Source organism: Acinetobacter sp. YH12100 (assembly GCF_013419135.1).
Lineage (GTDB): Bacteria > Pseudomonadota > Gammaproteobacteria > Pseudomonadales > Moraxellaceae > Acinetobacter > Acinetobacter pseudolwoffii.
The window spans coordinates 1-15,036 of the sequence record NZ_VPAQ01000016.1; the positions used below are offsets into that span (position 1 = coordinate 1).

General features: G+C 43.5%; 19 protein-coding genes and 2 pseudogenes. All 21 read right to left on the reverse strand.

The features are described from left to right. Positions 1-154: pseudogene (locus FTU40_RS11670) on the reverse strand (IS5/IS1182 family transposase); the annotation flags it as partial. Positions 155-161: 7 nt separating this feature from the next. Next, on the reverse strand, positions 162-365 hold the full coding sequence (locus FTU40_RS11675) for a hypothetical protein (RefSeq protein ID WP_180040953.1): 204 nt from the start codon (positions 363-365) through the stop codon (positions 162-164). 75 nt (positions 366-440) lie between these two features. Continuing rightward, positions 441-1,750, reverse strand: a pseudogene (locus tag FTU40_RS11680) (IS4 family transposase). A 106-nt stretch (positions 1,751-1,856) separates the two neighbouring features. Then, a complete protein-coding gene (gene pyrF / locus FTU40_RS11685; RefSeq protein WP_005097309.1) occupies positions 1,857-2,537 on the reverse strand; it encodes an orotidine-5'-phosphate decarboxylase in 681 nt (226 codons plus the stop codon). 36 nt (positions 2,538-2,573) lie between these two features. Continuing rightward, positions 2,574-2,933 (reverse strand): lipopolysaccharide assembly protein LapA domain-containing protein, encoded by a 360-nt coding sequence (locus FTU40_RS11690; protein ID WP_074383247.1) that lies wholly within the window; start codon positions 2,931-2,933, stop codon positions 2,574-2,576. Between the two features lie 23 nt (positions 2,934-2,956). Next, positions 2,957-3,262, reverse strand: coding sequence for an integration host factor subunit beta (locus tag FTU40_RS11695; RefSeq protein WP_005097312.1), 306 nt, complete (start codon positions 3,260-3,262; stop codon positions 2,957-2,959). Between the two features lie 163 nt (positions 3,263-3,425). Continuing rightward, positions 3,426-5,105 (reverse strand): 30S ribosomal protein S1, encoded by a 1,680-nt coding sequence (gene rpsA / locus FTU40_RS11700; RefSeq protein WP_005097313.1) that lies wholly within the window; start codon positions 5,103-5,105, stop codon positions 3,426-3,428. A 110-nt stretch (positions 5,106-5,215) separates the two neighbouring features. Next, a complete protein-coding gene (gene cmk, locus FTU40_RS11705; RefSeq protein WP_180040955.1) occupies positions 5,216-5,899 on the reverse strand; it encodes a (d)CMP kinase in 684 nt (227 codons plus the stop codon). Positions 5,900-5,916: 17 nt separating this feature from the next. Continuing rightward, on the reverse strand, positions 5,917-6,348 hold the full coding sequence (locus FTU40_RS11710; RefSeq protein WP_180040957.1) for an SRPBCC family protein: 432 nt from the start codon (positions 6,346-6,348) through the stop codon (positions 5,917-5,919). 55 nt (positions 6,349-6,403) lie between these two features. Then, positions 6,404-6,919 carry a tRNA adenosine(34) deaminase TadA gene (gene tadA, locus FTU40_RS11715; protein WP_180040959.1) on the reverse strand — a complete coding sequence of 172 codons (516 nt, stop codon included), beginning with the start codon at positions 6,917-6,919 and terminating at the stop codon, positions 6,404-6,406. A gap of 7 nt (positions 6,920-6,926) precedes the next feature. Beyond that, positions 6,927-8,048 carry an enoyl-CoA hydratase/isomerase family protein gene (locus FTU40_RS11720; protein WP_074383249.1) on the reverse strand — a complete coding sequence of 374 codons (1,122 nt, stop codon included), beginning with the start codon at positions 8,046-8,048 and terminating at the stop codon, positions 6,927-6,929. Further along, on the reverse strand, positions 8,045-8,758 hold the full coding sequence (ung, locus tag FTU40_RS11725; protein WP_180040961.1) for a uracil-DNA glycosylase: 714 nt from the start codon (positions 8,756-8,758) through the stop codon (positions 8,045-8,047). The genes FTU40_RS11720 and ung overlap by 4 nt, the downstream gene beginning before the upstream one ends. 46 nt (positions 8,759-8,804) lie before the next feature. Then, positions 8,805-9,401, reverse strand: a complete 597-nt coding sequence (locus tag FTU40_RS11730; RefSeq protein ID WP_005097321.1) for a 6-carboxytetrahydropterin synthase — start codon at positions 9,399-9,401, stop codon at positions 8,805-8,807. 153 nt (positions 9,402-9,554) lie between these two features. After that, positions 9,555-10,523 (reverse strand): type II secretion system minor pseudopilin GspK, encoded by a 969-nt coding sequence (gene gspK, locus FTU40_RS11735; protein ID WP_005097322.1) that lies wholly within the window; start codon positions 10,521-10,523, stop codon positions 9,555-9,557. 12 nt (positions 10,524-10,535) lie between these two features. After that, on the reverse strand, positions 10,536-11,171 hold the full coding sequence (gene gspJ / locus FTU40_RS11740) for a type II secretion system minor pseudopilin GspJ (RefSeq protein WP_005170411.1): 636 nt from the start codon (positions 11,169-11,171) through the stop codon (positions 10,536-10,538). Next, positions 11,168-11,569 carry a type II secretion system minor pseudopilin GspI gene (gene gspI / locus FTU40_RS11745; protein ID WP_252721253.1) on the reverse strand — a complete coding sequence of 134 codons (402 nt, stop codon included), beginning with the start codon at positions 11,567-11,569 and terminating at the stop codon, positions 11,168-11,170. The genes gspJ and gspI overlap by 4 nt, the downstream gene beginning before the upstream one ends. A 106-nt stretch (positions 11,570-11,675) precedes the next feature. Further along, entirely contained in the window at positions 11,676-12,227 is a 552-nt protein-coding gene (locus FTU40_RS11750; RefSeq protein ID WP_180040963.1) for a type II secretion system protein, read from the reverse strand. Positions 12,228-12,241: 14 nt separating this feature from the next. Next, positions 12,242-12,856 (reverse strand): TetR/AcrR family transcriptional regulator, encoded by a 615-nt coding sequence (locus FTU40_RS11755; protein WP_004645466.1) that lies wholly within the window; start codon positions 12,854-12,856, stop codon positions 12,242-12,244. 40 nt (positions 12,857-12,896) lie between these two features. Further along, complete coding sequence (locus tag FTU40_RS11760; protein WP_100535277.1) at positions 12,897-13,670, reverse strand: TatD family hydrolase; 774 nt, start codon at positions 13,668-13,670, stop codon at positions 12,897-12,899. A 27-nt stretch (positions 13,671-13,697) separates the two neighbouring features. Continuing rightward, positions 13,698-14,039, reverse strand: coding sequence for a PilZ domain-containing protein (locus tag FTU40_RS11765; protein ID WP_005170399.1), 342 nt, complete (start codon positions 14,037-14,039; stop codon positions 13,698-13,700). 15 nt (positions 14,040-14,054) lie between these two features. Next, on the reverse strand, positions 14,055-15,035 hold the full coding sequence (locus FTU40_RS11770; protein WP_180040965.1) for a DNA polymerase III subunit delta' C-terminal domain-containing protein: 981 nt from the start codon (positions 15,033-15,035) through the stop codon (positions 14,055-14,057). Between the last annotated feature and the right edge of the window lies 1 nt (position 15,036).

Below are 15,036 nucleotides of genomic sequence, written 5' to 3' on the forward strand. Positions count from 1 at the left end.
AGTAGGTTTGATTTCGACCTTGCTTGCCTTGTGATTGTGCATACCACTGAGTCTTTGGATCAAACCAAATGGAAATATTACCTCGGTTAATTAAGGCTCGGTTATAGGATGACCAATTGGTTGTACGATAGATTTTAGAGGCAGACTTATTCATTTTGAAATTATATTGCTGAATAAGCTTTTGATGCTAGGTTTGTGCAACAAAGCCCATCAGATGCCAAACTGACCACATCGATCCCCGCTGTCCAATCTGCTGAGCTTGCCTGCTGTTGTTGCTGTTCTTGTTGCTTAAGCTGTTCCGCCTGTTGAACATTTTGAATCACGTCATTCTGTTCTTTTTCTAATTGTGGTTCAGATGAAGTCATCATTTTTCCTTTTTATTTTATAACCATTTTTTCAATATATAAAAAAAGCCTTTCGACTGAAATAATGCCAGTCAGTTAAGAAATTGACTGGCATTTTCTTGGATATTTTTGTGCTTTAATTTTCACTACTCGCGGACATTGCCTTTGCCTTTGCCTTTTTTCAGGTAATACAAATATTTTAGATTGTTCAAATAATTGTGCTAAATGTTTGGGTAGGTTTCCTGCTGATTCCAAAGGTGTGTGCCTTAAGATATTGATAATACTCATGGATGCAATATGGAAACTGATCCTTAAAGGACTCACCTTTGCATGTTCAGCGATAAACCTCATCTGTCTTCTTAAGATATTATAAGCAATAAATACCCCCACAATTCTTGATAGACTAAATCAGGTTGTTTGCTTCTTAAAATCCTTGCATCCTGTAAATCACTTTTAATTTCCCGATAACACATTTCTATTTCCCAACGCTGGATATAAAGCATTGCAAGGTCTTTGAATGGATAAACTTTAGAATCTGTTAATGATGTAATGTAACGTCTTATTTTTCCTGCGTATTCAACTTCAATTAAACGTGCTTCCCAATAGTCACCCAATGACGGATTTATCTTTTTTGCTCTTGCTGAAACAGGCATTTTGATCTGAAAGTCATTGGCCGCATTATGATGAATCACTTCATAACGCAGATTGTCCTTTGCTCGCATCAACCAATGACTCTCTTCTGCCTGAGATTGCCAGCTCACTAAAAAATCAGCAGAGAAGTAAGCACGATCAAATAGGGTAATACTGCGAACTGGTGCTTTTAATTAACTGGCTAAGGTTAATTCACATTGATCCATACTGCCCATTTTGGCATCAATCATTTCATGCGTATTGGTATTCACCAGGCAAGTCGCTCTGACTTGTGGGTAAGGTGCAGCTGCTGTTTTGCCTTTGGATGAACCAAAGTACTTAAAGTTTTCTTCTGTATGAGGCATAGACCAAACCACACCATCTACAGCACAAACGCATAGACCGTGAAAGTTGCTATATTGTTGTTGTGAGTCTTTAAACCATGCTTGACTTAATGTCGAAAATAAAGCACTCATGGGTTCTAATCCTAAGCGCTGTCTTGCTTGTACGGATGCACTCGGTACACAGTATTCTGCCGTACCGAAAACAAGTTGCAATTGTTGAACCACATACCAAATCGGCTGATTTCGAAATAGAGCAAGTCCGATTACCAGCCAAACAACATGTTCAGCAGGCAGTTTTCTTTTTCAAATTGATGCTTTACCTGTTTGGTTTAAGCAATCTTCAATCCAGTTTAAATCAATCAATTCACTGAATTGTGAAAGGGAAGGTAGGGTTTGTTTTAATGTTAAATCTAGATTCTGAGATAAATTCATAAAAAAAGAGCGTATTTACATACGCTCTTTTTACAGCATTTTAACTTTTTTTGCTTAACTGACTGGCATTATTTCGACTGAAAGGCTTTTTGTCATTCAAACCATATTAAAGCGTTGCCAAAATATCTTTTAAAGTCTGACGCATATTCTTAGACTGGGTAATAGGACGGCCAATCACCAAATGAGTCGAGCCGTCCAGCATCGCCTGTTTCGGTGTCACAATACGCTTCTGATCATCGGCATTTGAGCCTTCAGGACGAATACCGGGTGTTACCAAAGCAAAGTCTTGGCCTAATGTTTCACGTAACATTTTTGCTTCTTGAGCTGAACACACCACCCCGTCCAGGCCACTGTTTTTGGTCAGTTGAGCCAGACGCTTGACATGCTCATTTGGCTCAATATCCAGACCAATATCTTTGAGGTCTTCACGACCCATTGAAGTCAGCACTGTCACAGCAATGAGTTGAGTTTTATAGTTGCCTGCTTGTAAACGCTCCACACAGGTTTCCATCATTTTTCGGCCACCAGATGCATGTACATTCACCATCCATACACCCAAATCAGCTGCCGCGCAGACTGCCTGTGCAGTCGTATTTGGAATATCATGAAATTTCAGATCCAGAAATACATCAAAACCTTTGTCTTGAAGTGCTCTGACAATGATTGGACCTTCATGGGTAAATAACTCTTTGCCCACTTTTAGTCGACACAAGGCAGGATCTAGCTGTTCTGCAATGGCTAAGGCATCAAATTGGCTTTTGGCATCTAGTGCAACAATGATACTCAAGAGATTATCCCTTCAAATAGGCAAAAAATAAGCCCATTATAATGGGCTTTGATTTTCATTGGTAATATCTAATACAGTTTTTTCATGCCGGGTATGGGCTGCTGCTTCAGCGGCCATTAACTTGGCTGTATTCAACTGTTCCTTACGCAGATGTTCAATGTCTTTACGTAATCGCTTGATTTCCCAATTGGTCTGGAAAACCCGGAAGATTTGAACGCCCAATAACAGGCCTAACACGACGCCTAGAGATAGGGTAAGGAGCAGCAATAATCCTAGACGCATTGCAGGAACTTGAGTAAATAACAAGTCCACGGACAATTCGGTACCATTTTGCAAAACCAAAGCCAATGAATAGCCAAACAGCACCAATAAAAGAACGACCAGAACGTAACGCATGAACACCCCGTAAATATTTACAATTATTTATTTGCAGATTCGTTTACAGCATCACGAAGGGCCTTACCTGGCTTAAAGTGCGGAACTGCTTTTGCAGCCACTTCTACAGATTTACCAGTTTTAGGGTTACGACCCACGCGTGGCTCACGATGATGCAATGCAAAACTACCAAATCCGCGAATCTCGATACGATTGTCAGATGATAAAGCTTCTATCATTTGATCAATCATAATTTTAACCGCTTCTTCCACTAAAGGCTCGGCCAAATGCGGATTTTTTAATGCAATGCGCTCTATTAAGTCAGACTTATTAAGTGCTTCAGTAGTCATCTGCGACCTCTTTAATTATCAAGCTACTTGGGATCTATTTCCCGATAATAACCTGTTTAAATACAAAACGGTAGCGCAATAATTAAATACTACGCTACCGTTTACAGTATTTGTATAAAAAGTATTAGTTAACTTACATTAACAATACAATTCAAACGTCTACTTAGTTGCCCATTTGAGCTTTGATCAGGTCACCAATCGTCTTAGGACCATTGTCTTGACCAGCAGCTGGCGCTGTTTTCAAGTTAGCAACTGCTTCTTTCTCTTCAGCTTCGTCTTTCGCTTTGATAGACAAGTTGATTGCGCGAGATTTACGATCAACGTTGATGATCTTCGCTTCTACTTCTTGACCAACTTCAAGGAACTTAGTTGCATCTTCAACGCGATCGCGGTTGATTTCAGATGCTTTCAGAGTCGCTTCAACTTCGTCAGCTAACTTAACAGTCGCGCCTTTCGCATCAACTGCAGTTACAGTACCTTTAACCAACGCACCGCGTTCGTTAGCAGCAAGGAAGTCATTGAACGGATCGTTGTTCATTTGCTTGATGCCAAGGCTGATACGGTTGCCTTCAGCGTCTACAGAAAGGATAACCGCTTCAACAGTGTCGCCTTTCTTGTAACGACGAATCGCTTCTTCGCCTTGTTCGTTCCAAGAAATATCAGACAAGTGAACTAGACCGTCGATACCGCCTGGTAAACCGATGAAGATACCAAAGTCAGTGATAGATTTGATCGTACCAGAAACTTTTTCGCCTTTGTCGTGGTCTTTAGCAAACTCTTCCCATGGGTTAGCACGAGTTTGTTTGATACCAAGAGAAATACGACGACGCTCTTCATCAACTTCAAGAACCATAACATCAACTTCATCACCGATCTGAACAACTTTAGATGGGTGGATGTTTTTGTTCGTGTGATCCATTTCTGAAACGTGTACTAAACCTTCAACGCCTTCAGCGATTTCAGCGAAACAACCGTAGTCAGTCAGGTTAGTTACGCGCGCTTTAACGATTGAACCTTTAGGGTAACGGTTCATGATCGCTAACCATGGATCTTCGCCAAGTTGTTTAAGACCTAGAGAAACACGGTTACGCTCGCGGTCGAACTTAAGTACTTTAACAGTAACTTCTTGACCCACTTCAACAACTTCTGAAGGATGCTTGATGCGTTTCCAAGCCATATCAGTGATGTGAAGAAGACCGTCAATACCGCCAAGGTCAACGAATGCGCCGTAGTCAGTAAGGTTTTTGATTGTACCAGTAACAGTTTGACCTTCTTCAAGCTGAGCAAGAAGAGCTTCACGGTCAGCTGAAGATTCAGCTTCCATAACAGCACGACGTGAAACAACAACGTTGTTACGTTTAGCGTCAAGTTTGATTACTTTAAATTCTAACTCTTTGCCTTCTAGGTGAGTCGTATCACGAATAGGACGAGTATCAACTAAAGAACCTGGAAGGAACGCACGTACTGGACCGATGTCAACAGTGAAACCGCCTTTAACTTTACCAGAGATAACACCAGTAACGATTTCGCCGTCTTCAAAGATTTTTTCAAGTTTAGTCCAAGTCTCAGCGCGTTTAGCTTTTTCGCGAGAAAGAACAGTTTGACCCATACCGTTGTCAAGCGCTTCAACAACTACGTCTACAGTGTCGCCAACTTGAACTTCAAGTTCGCGCTGTTCATTTAAGAACTCAGCACGGTCAACAACGCCTTCAGATTTAAGGCCAGTGTCAACAGTTACCCAATCAGAGTCAATGCTTACTACAACGCCCTGGATAACTGCACCCTTTTCAACGTTGAGGTTTAATTCACTTGCTTCAAAGAGGGCTGCAAAAGATTCGGTCATGATATTTCCGATAAAGTCAGCGGTCTTGGATCAGACAAGGCCGGTTTAATTAAGCATCTACATAGTCCATATAAAACTGATCAAGCTATGCGTTTGCTGATAAAATCAGGTTAATTGGCTAACTGCTGGTCCACATAAGTGGTCATCAACTGGAATACCTCATCAATGTTCAAATTTGAACTATCGATAATGTAAGCATCATCGGCAGGCTTGAGTGGAGCGACAGTGCGTTCCATATCTCGTTTATCACGCGCGATGATATTAGCTAAAATATCGTTTATTTTAACATCCAGCCCCATACCCTGCAACTGCTTTACACGTCTTTGCGCGCGCGATTCAGCCGATGCAGTCAAATATATTTTAGCCTGAGCTTGCGGGAAGATACTTGTGGCCATATCGCGGCCATCTGCCACCAAACCAGGTGCCTGTGCAAAAGCATGTTGACGTGAAACCATTGCCGTTCTAAGCTCAGGAATTGCAGCAACTTTTGAAGCAAATTCTCCGACGCGTTCAGTTCGAATAGTCTGGGAAACATCTTCGCCATCCAAGTACACCTGCACCCCGGTTTCGCTACTGACAAACTGGATATCCAGATTTGTTGCGATTTGTACGCATTCTGGCAACTTAATGTCCATTGAATCCAGTAAATCATGGTGATGCAATGACAAACCCAAAAGCCGGTAGAGCGCGCCAGAATCCAATAAGTGAAACTGATAATGTGCAGCCAGTTTTGCTGCCAACGTACCTTTGCCAGACCCACTTGGACCATCAATGGTAATAATTTGAACTGTCATTGCTTTCCCGTTGTTGTTTAAACAGATTTTGCGAGTTTCATCAGGCCTAGTTTAATCGCTGCCTGTAACTGTGCAAGAATTAATTTACTCACAAAAGGCGCACGCGCCTGTAATTCAATCGTATAGGTGACCAGGGTTTTATCATCGGCCAGCGCTTCAAATTCGATAATCCCCAGATGATGCTTGATCAATGGATTTTTAATAATCTGATATTCAATACGAGCATTCGGCTCAAACAATGTAATCTGTTCTTTCAGCGGCTTGAGCGGCCCCACCCCCATAGCACGCACCGAACCTAGTCCATCCGGATGTTCAGCATCTGCAGAATCCTTGATTCGTTCAACCTGCATCGGCGCAAAGGCAATATTATAGGTGGCATGCTTAGACATTAAATCAAAGACTTCATCAATCGATGCCGGAAATTCTTTTTTTACTTGAATGCTATGCATTATTTTTCCTGAAATTATAGATTCGAAACTAAGGAATTTTAACGATAAAGTAGATTTATTTCTGCGTATTTAATAATTTTTCTTGTAACCTGAGTTGCCGCTTCTGCTCACGACGCAACTTGAAAAATGCACTAAGCTGTTCGGAGCATTGCTGCTGCATGCAGCCTGCTTCAAAGGAAAATACATGATTATAATAGCCCGTTTCAAATAATTGACGTGCACTGACCAGTGAACCCGCTTTCGCTTCAAATGCGCCAAATACTACCCGTGAAACCCGTGAATGCACCAAAGCACCGACACACATGGTGCACGGCTCAAGGGTTACATACAGCACTGCATCGTCAGGTAGTCGATAATTCTGGATATTTTGACAGGCATCACGCAGCGCCACAATCTCGGCATGCGCGGTCGGATCATTTAAGGAAATCGGCGCATTAAAGCCCTGACCAATGATCTGATGCTGACTAACAATAATCGCACCCACCGGAATTTCGCCCTGTGCGGCAGCAAGTGCAGCCTGCGCATAGGCAAGCTGCATCCAGTATTCATCGCTCAGTTGTGTTTCGGACATGTAAGACTTAAATCACACCATACTGTTTTAGCAAGGCATCCCAGCTTTCAATATTGGTCACCGGAGGGTTTGCAGACAAAATACCTTTTAAGCTCATATCTGCACCCTTTTTCCATGCAGGAGAAAGGTCTTTATCCACCAGACGCGCGCGTACCCCCTCAACGAAATCATGATGACGGATTTTCCAGTCAGAAATCTGGGTTTCCAGTTCAAAAATTTCATTCCAGGAATGTACCTGTTTACCCCATTGCCAGAGCAACCAGGTCAATGCAGCTGTAGTTGGTGAACCTTTTTGCAGATTTTCACTGGCTTGACGCAACCAGTCACTGCGCGCATCACTGAGACCGATAATCGATTCATAATCATGCTCGAAGTTGACACCACGACAAACACTATGAATCACATCCAGAGAGTTTTGCAGTGGTCCTGGCCCTACCGGACGATGCATACTATTTAAAGTGTCATCAATGGCACGGAAGTCACCTGCAGGATAATGATCCCAGTCGATATTAATCACTTTATCTAAAACTGAATCACGCTGTGCATCACAAATATGTGTTGCCCAGCCAATCCCATAAGCGCCTGCAGCGGTCATGATTGAACCGGTCAAGCCGGTAAATAAACCAATCGCGCCCCGATCGGCCAGGAAACGGGTTGCACCCACATCGGGATATAAACCGATATTGATTTCAGGCATCGCCAAACGCGAATACGGCGTCACTAAACGGAAAGGTGCCGCCATAAACAGACCAAGGCCCCCACCCATCACATAACCTTCACCCCAGACCAAAACCGGTTTGGCATAATTATGCAATAACAGATCCAGCGCATATTCCTGTTCAAAAAACTTATTGGCAGCCGCCACTTCATCGTTAATGACCAGTTGACGTAATTTACGCACATCGCCGCCGGCACAGAATGCTTTCGGTGTGGTTGAATCTAACCAGATCGCTTTTACGCTGTCATCCGTATGAAAATCCTGAAATACTTCCAAAAGTGCAGAAGCAATCGATTCATCCAGAGCATGCAAAGACTTTGGACGATTTAAACGAACGATACGCCAGCCATTATGCGCTTCTTCAACGATCAAATCCGGATGATAAGTTTTATTAAGGGGAGAATATGTCATGCGTCCAGCTGCCAATCTATAGGCTCAATGCCATGTTGTTTGAGATAGTTATTCGATTTTGAAAATACTTTACAACCAAAAAAACCACCACGGTTTGCGGCCAAAGGCGATGGATGTGCGGCCTTTAACACAAGATGCTTGTCCTGATTGATGCGCTGTCCTTTACGCTGTGCGTATGCGCCCCAAAGAATAAAGACAATATGTTCACGCTGCTCATTTAAAATATCAATGACGTGATCGGTGAATTCTTCCCAACCGCGCTTTTGATGCGAGGTCGGCTGACCTGCTTCTACGGTCAGTACTGCATTTAACAGAAGCACACCCTGTTCTGCCCAATGCGTCAAGTCACCATGCTTTGGTCGTTCAACCCCGACATCCGCATGTAACTCGTGGAAAATATTACGCAAAGATGGCGGCAATGCAACCCCTTTTTGCACCGAAAAGCTTAATCCATGCGCCTGATTCGGGCCATGATAAGGATCTTGCCCTAAAATGACTACTTTAACCCGATCGAGCGGCGTGGTATTCAAGGCATTAAAAATCAGATGATTGGGAGGATAAATTGTTTTATCTGCTTTTTTTTCTTCAACCAGAAAAGCTTTTAATTCGTCCATTTTCGGACTGAGTAAAAACTCACTCAATCCATATTTCCAGCTTTCATCCAACTGAACCTTATTCAGTTTGGCCAGTTGCTGTTCATTTAAAGACATTCTTCAATCCTAAATCTATGTCAATGGATTTCAAGTCACGCAGACTTTAAATCTGTACCTGTAAATCTACAGTCGGGTTATGAAATGCTGTGCCCTGTTTCAGCTTGTTCAACATGTCCGGATCGGTCCATTCAGCTTGCACCTGTTCAGAAAACTCAATTTGATCCAGACTCAGAATGCCCATCTGTTCATTTTGAATATCTTCTAAAAAGCTTTGTGCATAACCGGTATCGGTTTCATGCATAATCACAGAATAGACTTCGACATCACCTTCGCCATTTTGAGTCACGGTCGATGCCAGCACTTGTTGCGCCAGAAAGAAAAAGATACGTGAAAACTGCTCTGCCGATGGTGATACCGGTAACGACACCCACCGCGCACTGAAAGTTTTGCAAGCCTGAATATATTCCGGGTCGTCATTTTGCCAGAAACAGATCGCATGATCGAAAGAATCAAAGAAATCCTTAATCACACCTTTAAGCAGACCAAAGTCATAGACCATTTGCCCATGATCTAACTTCGAGGCTTTTAACAGTAGCTCGACTTTATAACTATGGCCATGGATTGAACGCTTACAGCGATCTGACGTGCAGTTACGCACAATATGAGCATTCTCAAACTTAAATAACTTACGAATTAACATATGCCGTAATGTCGTCAAAAAATAGGTGAATTGATTTTGATTATAAAGCAAAACTACAGCTTTGAGGATTAATTTTGCTGTTCAGCCTGATAGGGAAAAGGGATCAAGCTGCTGTTCAGATTTAGACTAACGGTATAACTGAATAAGCCCTGACTAAAAGGGTTCCATACTGCGATAAGCCACATATACCTGTTTGTCCTGACGAACCAGATCACTACTGAACTGGCGCTTGCGTTCACTCAAGACCACTTCGATCTGAGCTTTAAAATAATTGGATTGCACTCCGAGCAGGCTATTAAACAGATTACGCTTGGCAGCATCGACTTGCGCAAACGGTTCGAGTGACCATAACTCAGACACATTAGAAAAGTGTTCCAAATTGGCCTGTCGCTGATCCAGCAATTGCTGTACCGCATTCACATCCAGTTTTTCATCCATACTGGCTAAAAGAAAAGCAGATGCTGTATTAATATTGACCGGACTTTCCTGCATCGGTGCAGCACTCAGATAAGGTGCTATCAGTTTGTACTTATTTTCTTCAAAACCACGTACCAGCTTTAATTCCTCTACGCTATGAAATTTTGCATTCGGTGGTAAAGCGGCATTCGGTAAGCCTTGATAATAATTAGATTCGGCACCCATACCTCCACTCACCAGCTCGTTTTCATCCTGCCAGTCAATTACGGCTTCACTGAGCTGCGCTGGCAAACCTGCACGTTTTAAAATCAGCTCGAACCATGCTTTGGCATTTTCATTGACGCTATCTTCAGCAGTGATCAGGCTATTTAAATTAAACTTGCCCGATTCATCCTGGATGATTCCGGAAACATAGCCGTCATCGACCGGAAAAGCCGGCATCGGCTGCGCCCAGGTTTCCTGTAGATGATCAACCTCTGCGGCATTTTCAGCATCATCCACCAGTAATTCAGAAAAAAAGGCTTCGGCACTTTTGGCATACATCAGCGACTGATTTTGCCGCATCAGATAGGCGGTACTTTCAGCAGTAGCAGCCTGACGCTGGGCAATCGTGGCTGCCAGAATAGTCGCCAATGCCACCATCACCAGAATGGTAATCAGTGCAATGCCCTGCTGCTGCTTCAGCCTCTGTTTATTCATTTTCATTTTTTATGATTCTTAGCCGGGTTGACCTGTATTCTGATTATCAAGCAAAAAGTCCGTATTTAATAAACTAAACAGCCACTCATAGCTGACGCCATTCACGGTTAAATTGATTTTAATGCCTTTGGGCAAGCGCTGTTTCTGCTCTAGCTGATTTAAATCCATAGAAGAATCAGGCCACTGTGTGAGTTCATTTGGATTCAGCACCACAACCTGAAATTGCTCAACGTCCGATAATAAAATACTGGATTCAGGTTGATCACGACCGGTCTGATTCAGGTTGCGATATTTCAGTCGATACAGTTTTTGTTCATCGGCCCGATACTGATATTCAATGCGTTCATCTGGCGAAATACCCTCCTCCAGAGGATCAGTCACGCCAGTTTTACTAAAATTAAAACGGCCATTTTGCAAAACCAGAGCCGGTTGAATATCACTATTGATATTGGCCGTTAAAGGGACTGCCTGTACCGTATCCCGTAAAATTTGCTGATAGGTTTCCTGTAGCTGACCTAGACGCTGTTCATGTACTGCATTTTGATCTTTGGTTTTGACAATATAATCAAAAACTTTCCAGCCCAAAGCAGACAGTACCGCAAAGATTGCAATGGCAACCAATAATTCGACCAGGGTAAATCCTTTAGGCTTCATGGCGTATTGTTCATGCGATGATTAAAGAACATCAAGCTGCTGATCCCGGATGCAACTTGACCAGTCTCCTGATTGACCAGACTGACCTGTAGTTCAATACGCTGCACATTGGGACTGATCGTCGGTTCACTGCGCTTGTCAATTTGCCAGGTTTCGCCTTGCTGGGTCAGCTGTTTGGAGGCCGTACCATCCATCCATTGCTGATTGATTTCCATTTGAGCCACTTCGTTCAGGGCAACAAACTGTGCTTTGGTGCGCAGAATAGCATTCGAGGTTGACTGGGTATATTGCATCGCGACTTTGGTCAGCGTCATGGCTGCGGTGGCGAAAATTGCCAGTGCAACCATAACTTCCAGCAAGGTAAAGCCTGAGCTGCGATGAGTGAAATGCTGTTTCACCGCTGCGCAAGACCAAGAGCTCTGCTCGAAGTGCCCACAATGCAATCGATCAACACTCGATTTAAATGGTTTGATCAGCCTGGAGCACACACTTTGCTTGAAAGATCTAGATTTCATTGATTTTACCCAGATGATCCACCTCAATCGCAGAGCCGACTTCACGATCTTCTAAAAAGAACTGAATCCGTACCGGCTTGACCTCACCATTCCCCAGCCAGATCAATTGCGGAGAATTCACCTGCGTCAGATCACGATTTTGCGCACGGGCATAACGCTGTTGTTCTAGCCCCTGAATCCGAAAAGACACATGATCCGGCAGCTTACGTAATTTAAATTCTGTATAACTCTGCCATTTTTCATTTTGCAGGTTCTGTTCAGTCTGCGCTGCTGAACGATATTCTACAATCCCATAGCGAAATGGCGAGACATCGGTCGCGGGTTGCATATCAAGCGCCAGTATTCTGGACTGGTCATTCGCCTCACGCATGACCCGCTGCAAGTCTAATAACAAAATCTCGCGTGCCTGCATGGCCTTACGCTGATCGACACCATTGGTATTCAGCAATACCAGTGAGGCCATGATTCCCATAATCACAATCACCACCATCAATTCGATGAGGGTAAAGCCACGAACTGCGCTGTGAGATGATCTGATCATACTAAGCTCTAACCTTAGGCAAACTGCTCGGCAGAATGCACCTGCTTTGGCAAAGCCAGTGCTTGATCGATATAGGCCACGCGCAAGGTATCGCGTGAACCCAGATAACGCTGATAAAAACTGGAATTGAGAATTGCAGCGGCGCCATGGGTCAGTGACCAGATCGACGCCAGATAGTCACGCACCGACATGCGGCTATGAATTGAAACCAGATAACTTTCTGTCATGCGGATGATCAGGCGTAAACGCTGTTTGCGTACCTGATACAGTTCACTGAATAGATGCTGAATTCCCACGCCAGTCGTCGACAGACGTTCTTCAATCTGATGGAACAGCACCGTACGTTCCGGATGATGTAAATGGTGCAACATAAAGAAGGCCAGATGTTCAGGAAAAGCTTTATCACTATCCTGAATCATTTCCAGCAACATGCGCTCATTACGGATAATCAGCAACATATACAGTTCATCTTTACTCTGAAAATGTTTATAGAGTGTCCCTTTGGCCAGATCAAGTTCAGCAGCAAGCGCATCTAGCGTCATTCCTGCTTCACCATTTTCCAGCAGGAGCTGCTCTGCGACTTGAAAAATCAAGGTTTCTCTTGCTCGAAACTGAGCCTGACGATCCATCTTCACCCTATAAACTCTCTTGTACTTTATATAACTTTATTTACTTTAAATTTAGAAGATTTTCAAAGTTCTGCTTTGTGATAGAAGCCATTTCTTCTAGCGACTTATCATATACATCACAAAGCGCTTTGGCTACATAAGGAACGTATTTAGGTTCGTTAGATTTGCCACGATATGGCATCGGCGCAAGATAAGGACTATCGGTTTCAATCAGTACACGATCCAGCGGAACCTGTTTGGCCACATCACGCAGATCCTGGGCATTTTTAAACGAGATAATCCCGGAAAATGAGACATAATAACCGCAGTCTAAAACCGCTTTGGCAGTTTCCCAATCTTCAGTAAAGCAATGCAAGATGCCATGCGTGGATTTTTCCGCACGGATAATATCCACGGTATCATGCTTGGCAGCACGGGTATGTACCACCACCGGTTTCTTAGTGATTTGCGAAGCATGGATATGACGGGCAAAGCAGGCTTTTTGTTCTTCGACAAAATCTGTACTGTGATAATAATCCAGACCGGTTTCACCGAGCGCCCAGACTTTTTCTGGTTGTGCCAGCTCGACCAGATATTCAGTCGTGGCACGCGCCATAGTTGCAGCATCTTCGCAAGGATGTACCCCGACGGTATAACCGACATCCGGGTGACGCGCGGCAATTTTCGCCAGCGCGATATGATCATCCAGATCGACCGAGATACTCATGAATCTGGATACACCCGCTTCACGGGCCTGTGCGAGTGCCTGATCCAGATCACCGTTATACGGCGTTAAATCCAGCATCGTTAAATGACAATGGGTATCTACAAACACAATGCGTTCCTACCACAGCTAAATGAACTACATAGTGTAACTTTTACGCCCTTCAGATTTAAGACCTGCAACCAGACGATCTGCTTCATTTTTGAAATAAACACCCTTTTCACCGCTTAACTGGATGCCAAAGCCTTGTGGCTTGATGCCATTCTGCTTTTGCGAGACCCAGATCACTTTACCGGTTAAAGGAATTTTCTGGGTCTGTTCAGGCAAAGTGGTCAATACAAAAACTTCTTCACCCAGCTTGACCGGCTGCTTGGACGGAATAAACAGTCCACCACCCCATACATAAGGCATATAGCTGGCAAACAGTGTTTCAATATCAGGAATATTGGCCTGAATAATACCGCCCATACGTGGTTGCATATGATTTCCCCTTAATTAAAGATTCATCAGCTTGATAAACAGCTCATCGATCACCAGATTGCTTTGAACATTCTGCTCGAGATATTGCTTGGAACGCTGAAAATCTTCATAAATTTTAAAAAGTACTGCTAATGAATATTGTTCGGCAAGCACATTAAACTCAAGATCAATGTTTTTCACCGTTTGATTGAGCTTGACACAAATTAAATCGGACAACAAGTATTCAAACATGGGAGCAAATTCACCAAAGCTCAGGCTTTTGTTCCATTTGGTCGCAATTGCAAGCGGCATATTTTTTTGCATCACCAGTTTTTGCCAGTCTTGCAGGAATTCCTGACGCAGTGGCAGCCATGAACTTTGTGCAACCTCGAGTGCTTGTAAGGGCATCTGATTGGACAGGTTCATCAATAACTGTTGCTGGCTAGTACCCGCATCTGGCAACTGTGCCTGAACATAATCACTAAATTGTTCTGCGGAAATCCGGTCTAAGGCAAAATGCTGCAAGCGACTCCGTATCGTTGCAGGCAATTTTAAATAATGATCTGCCAGCAAAATAATGACCGTATTGTCACCGGGTTCTTCCAGCGTTTTCAATAAAGCATTGGCAGAGGAGATATTTAAGGCTTCCGCAGGCTCAATTACAATCACTCGCCAGCCATCGACGGTCTGCTGCACAAAAGGCAACAGATCACGAATCTTTTCAATCTTGATTTTGGCATTCTGTTTTTTATTGTCTTCGTCGGTGCTGATATGCACATAATTGGGATGCGTGTCGGCCTTGAGCCATTGGCAACTGCCACATTCACCACATGCACCAGAAGACTGCCGATTCAGACACAAGACCCAAGCCAGAAACTGCTGGCTAAATGCTTCCTTGCCACAGCCTTTTTTGCCATAAAACAATAAACCATGCCCAAGCTTGGGAAAACGTCCGGTCAGCGTTTCCCAAACCTGCTGCTGCCATGGATAAATCTGTGCATTGACATCAAAAGGCATG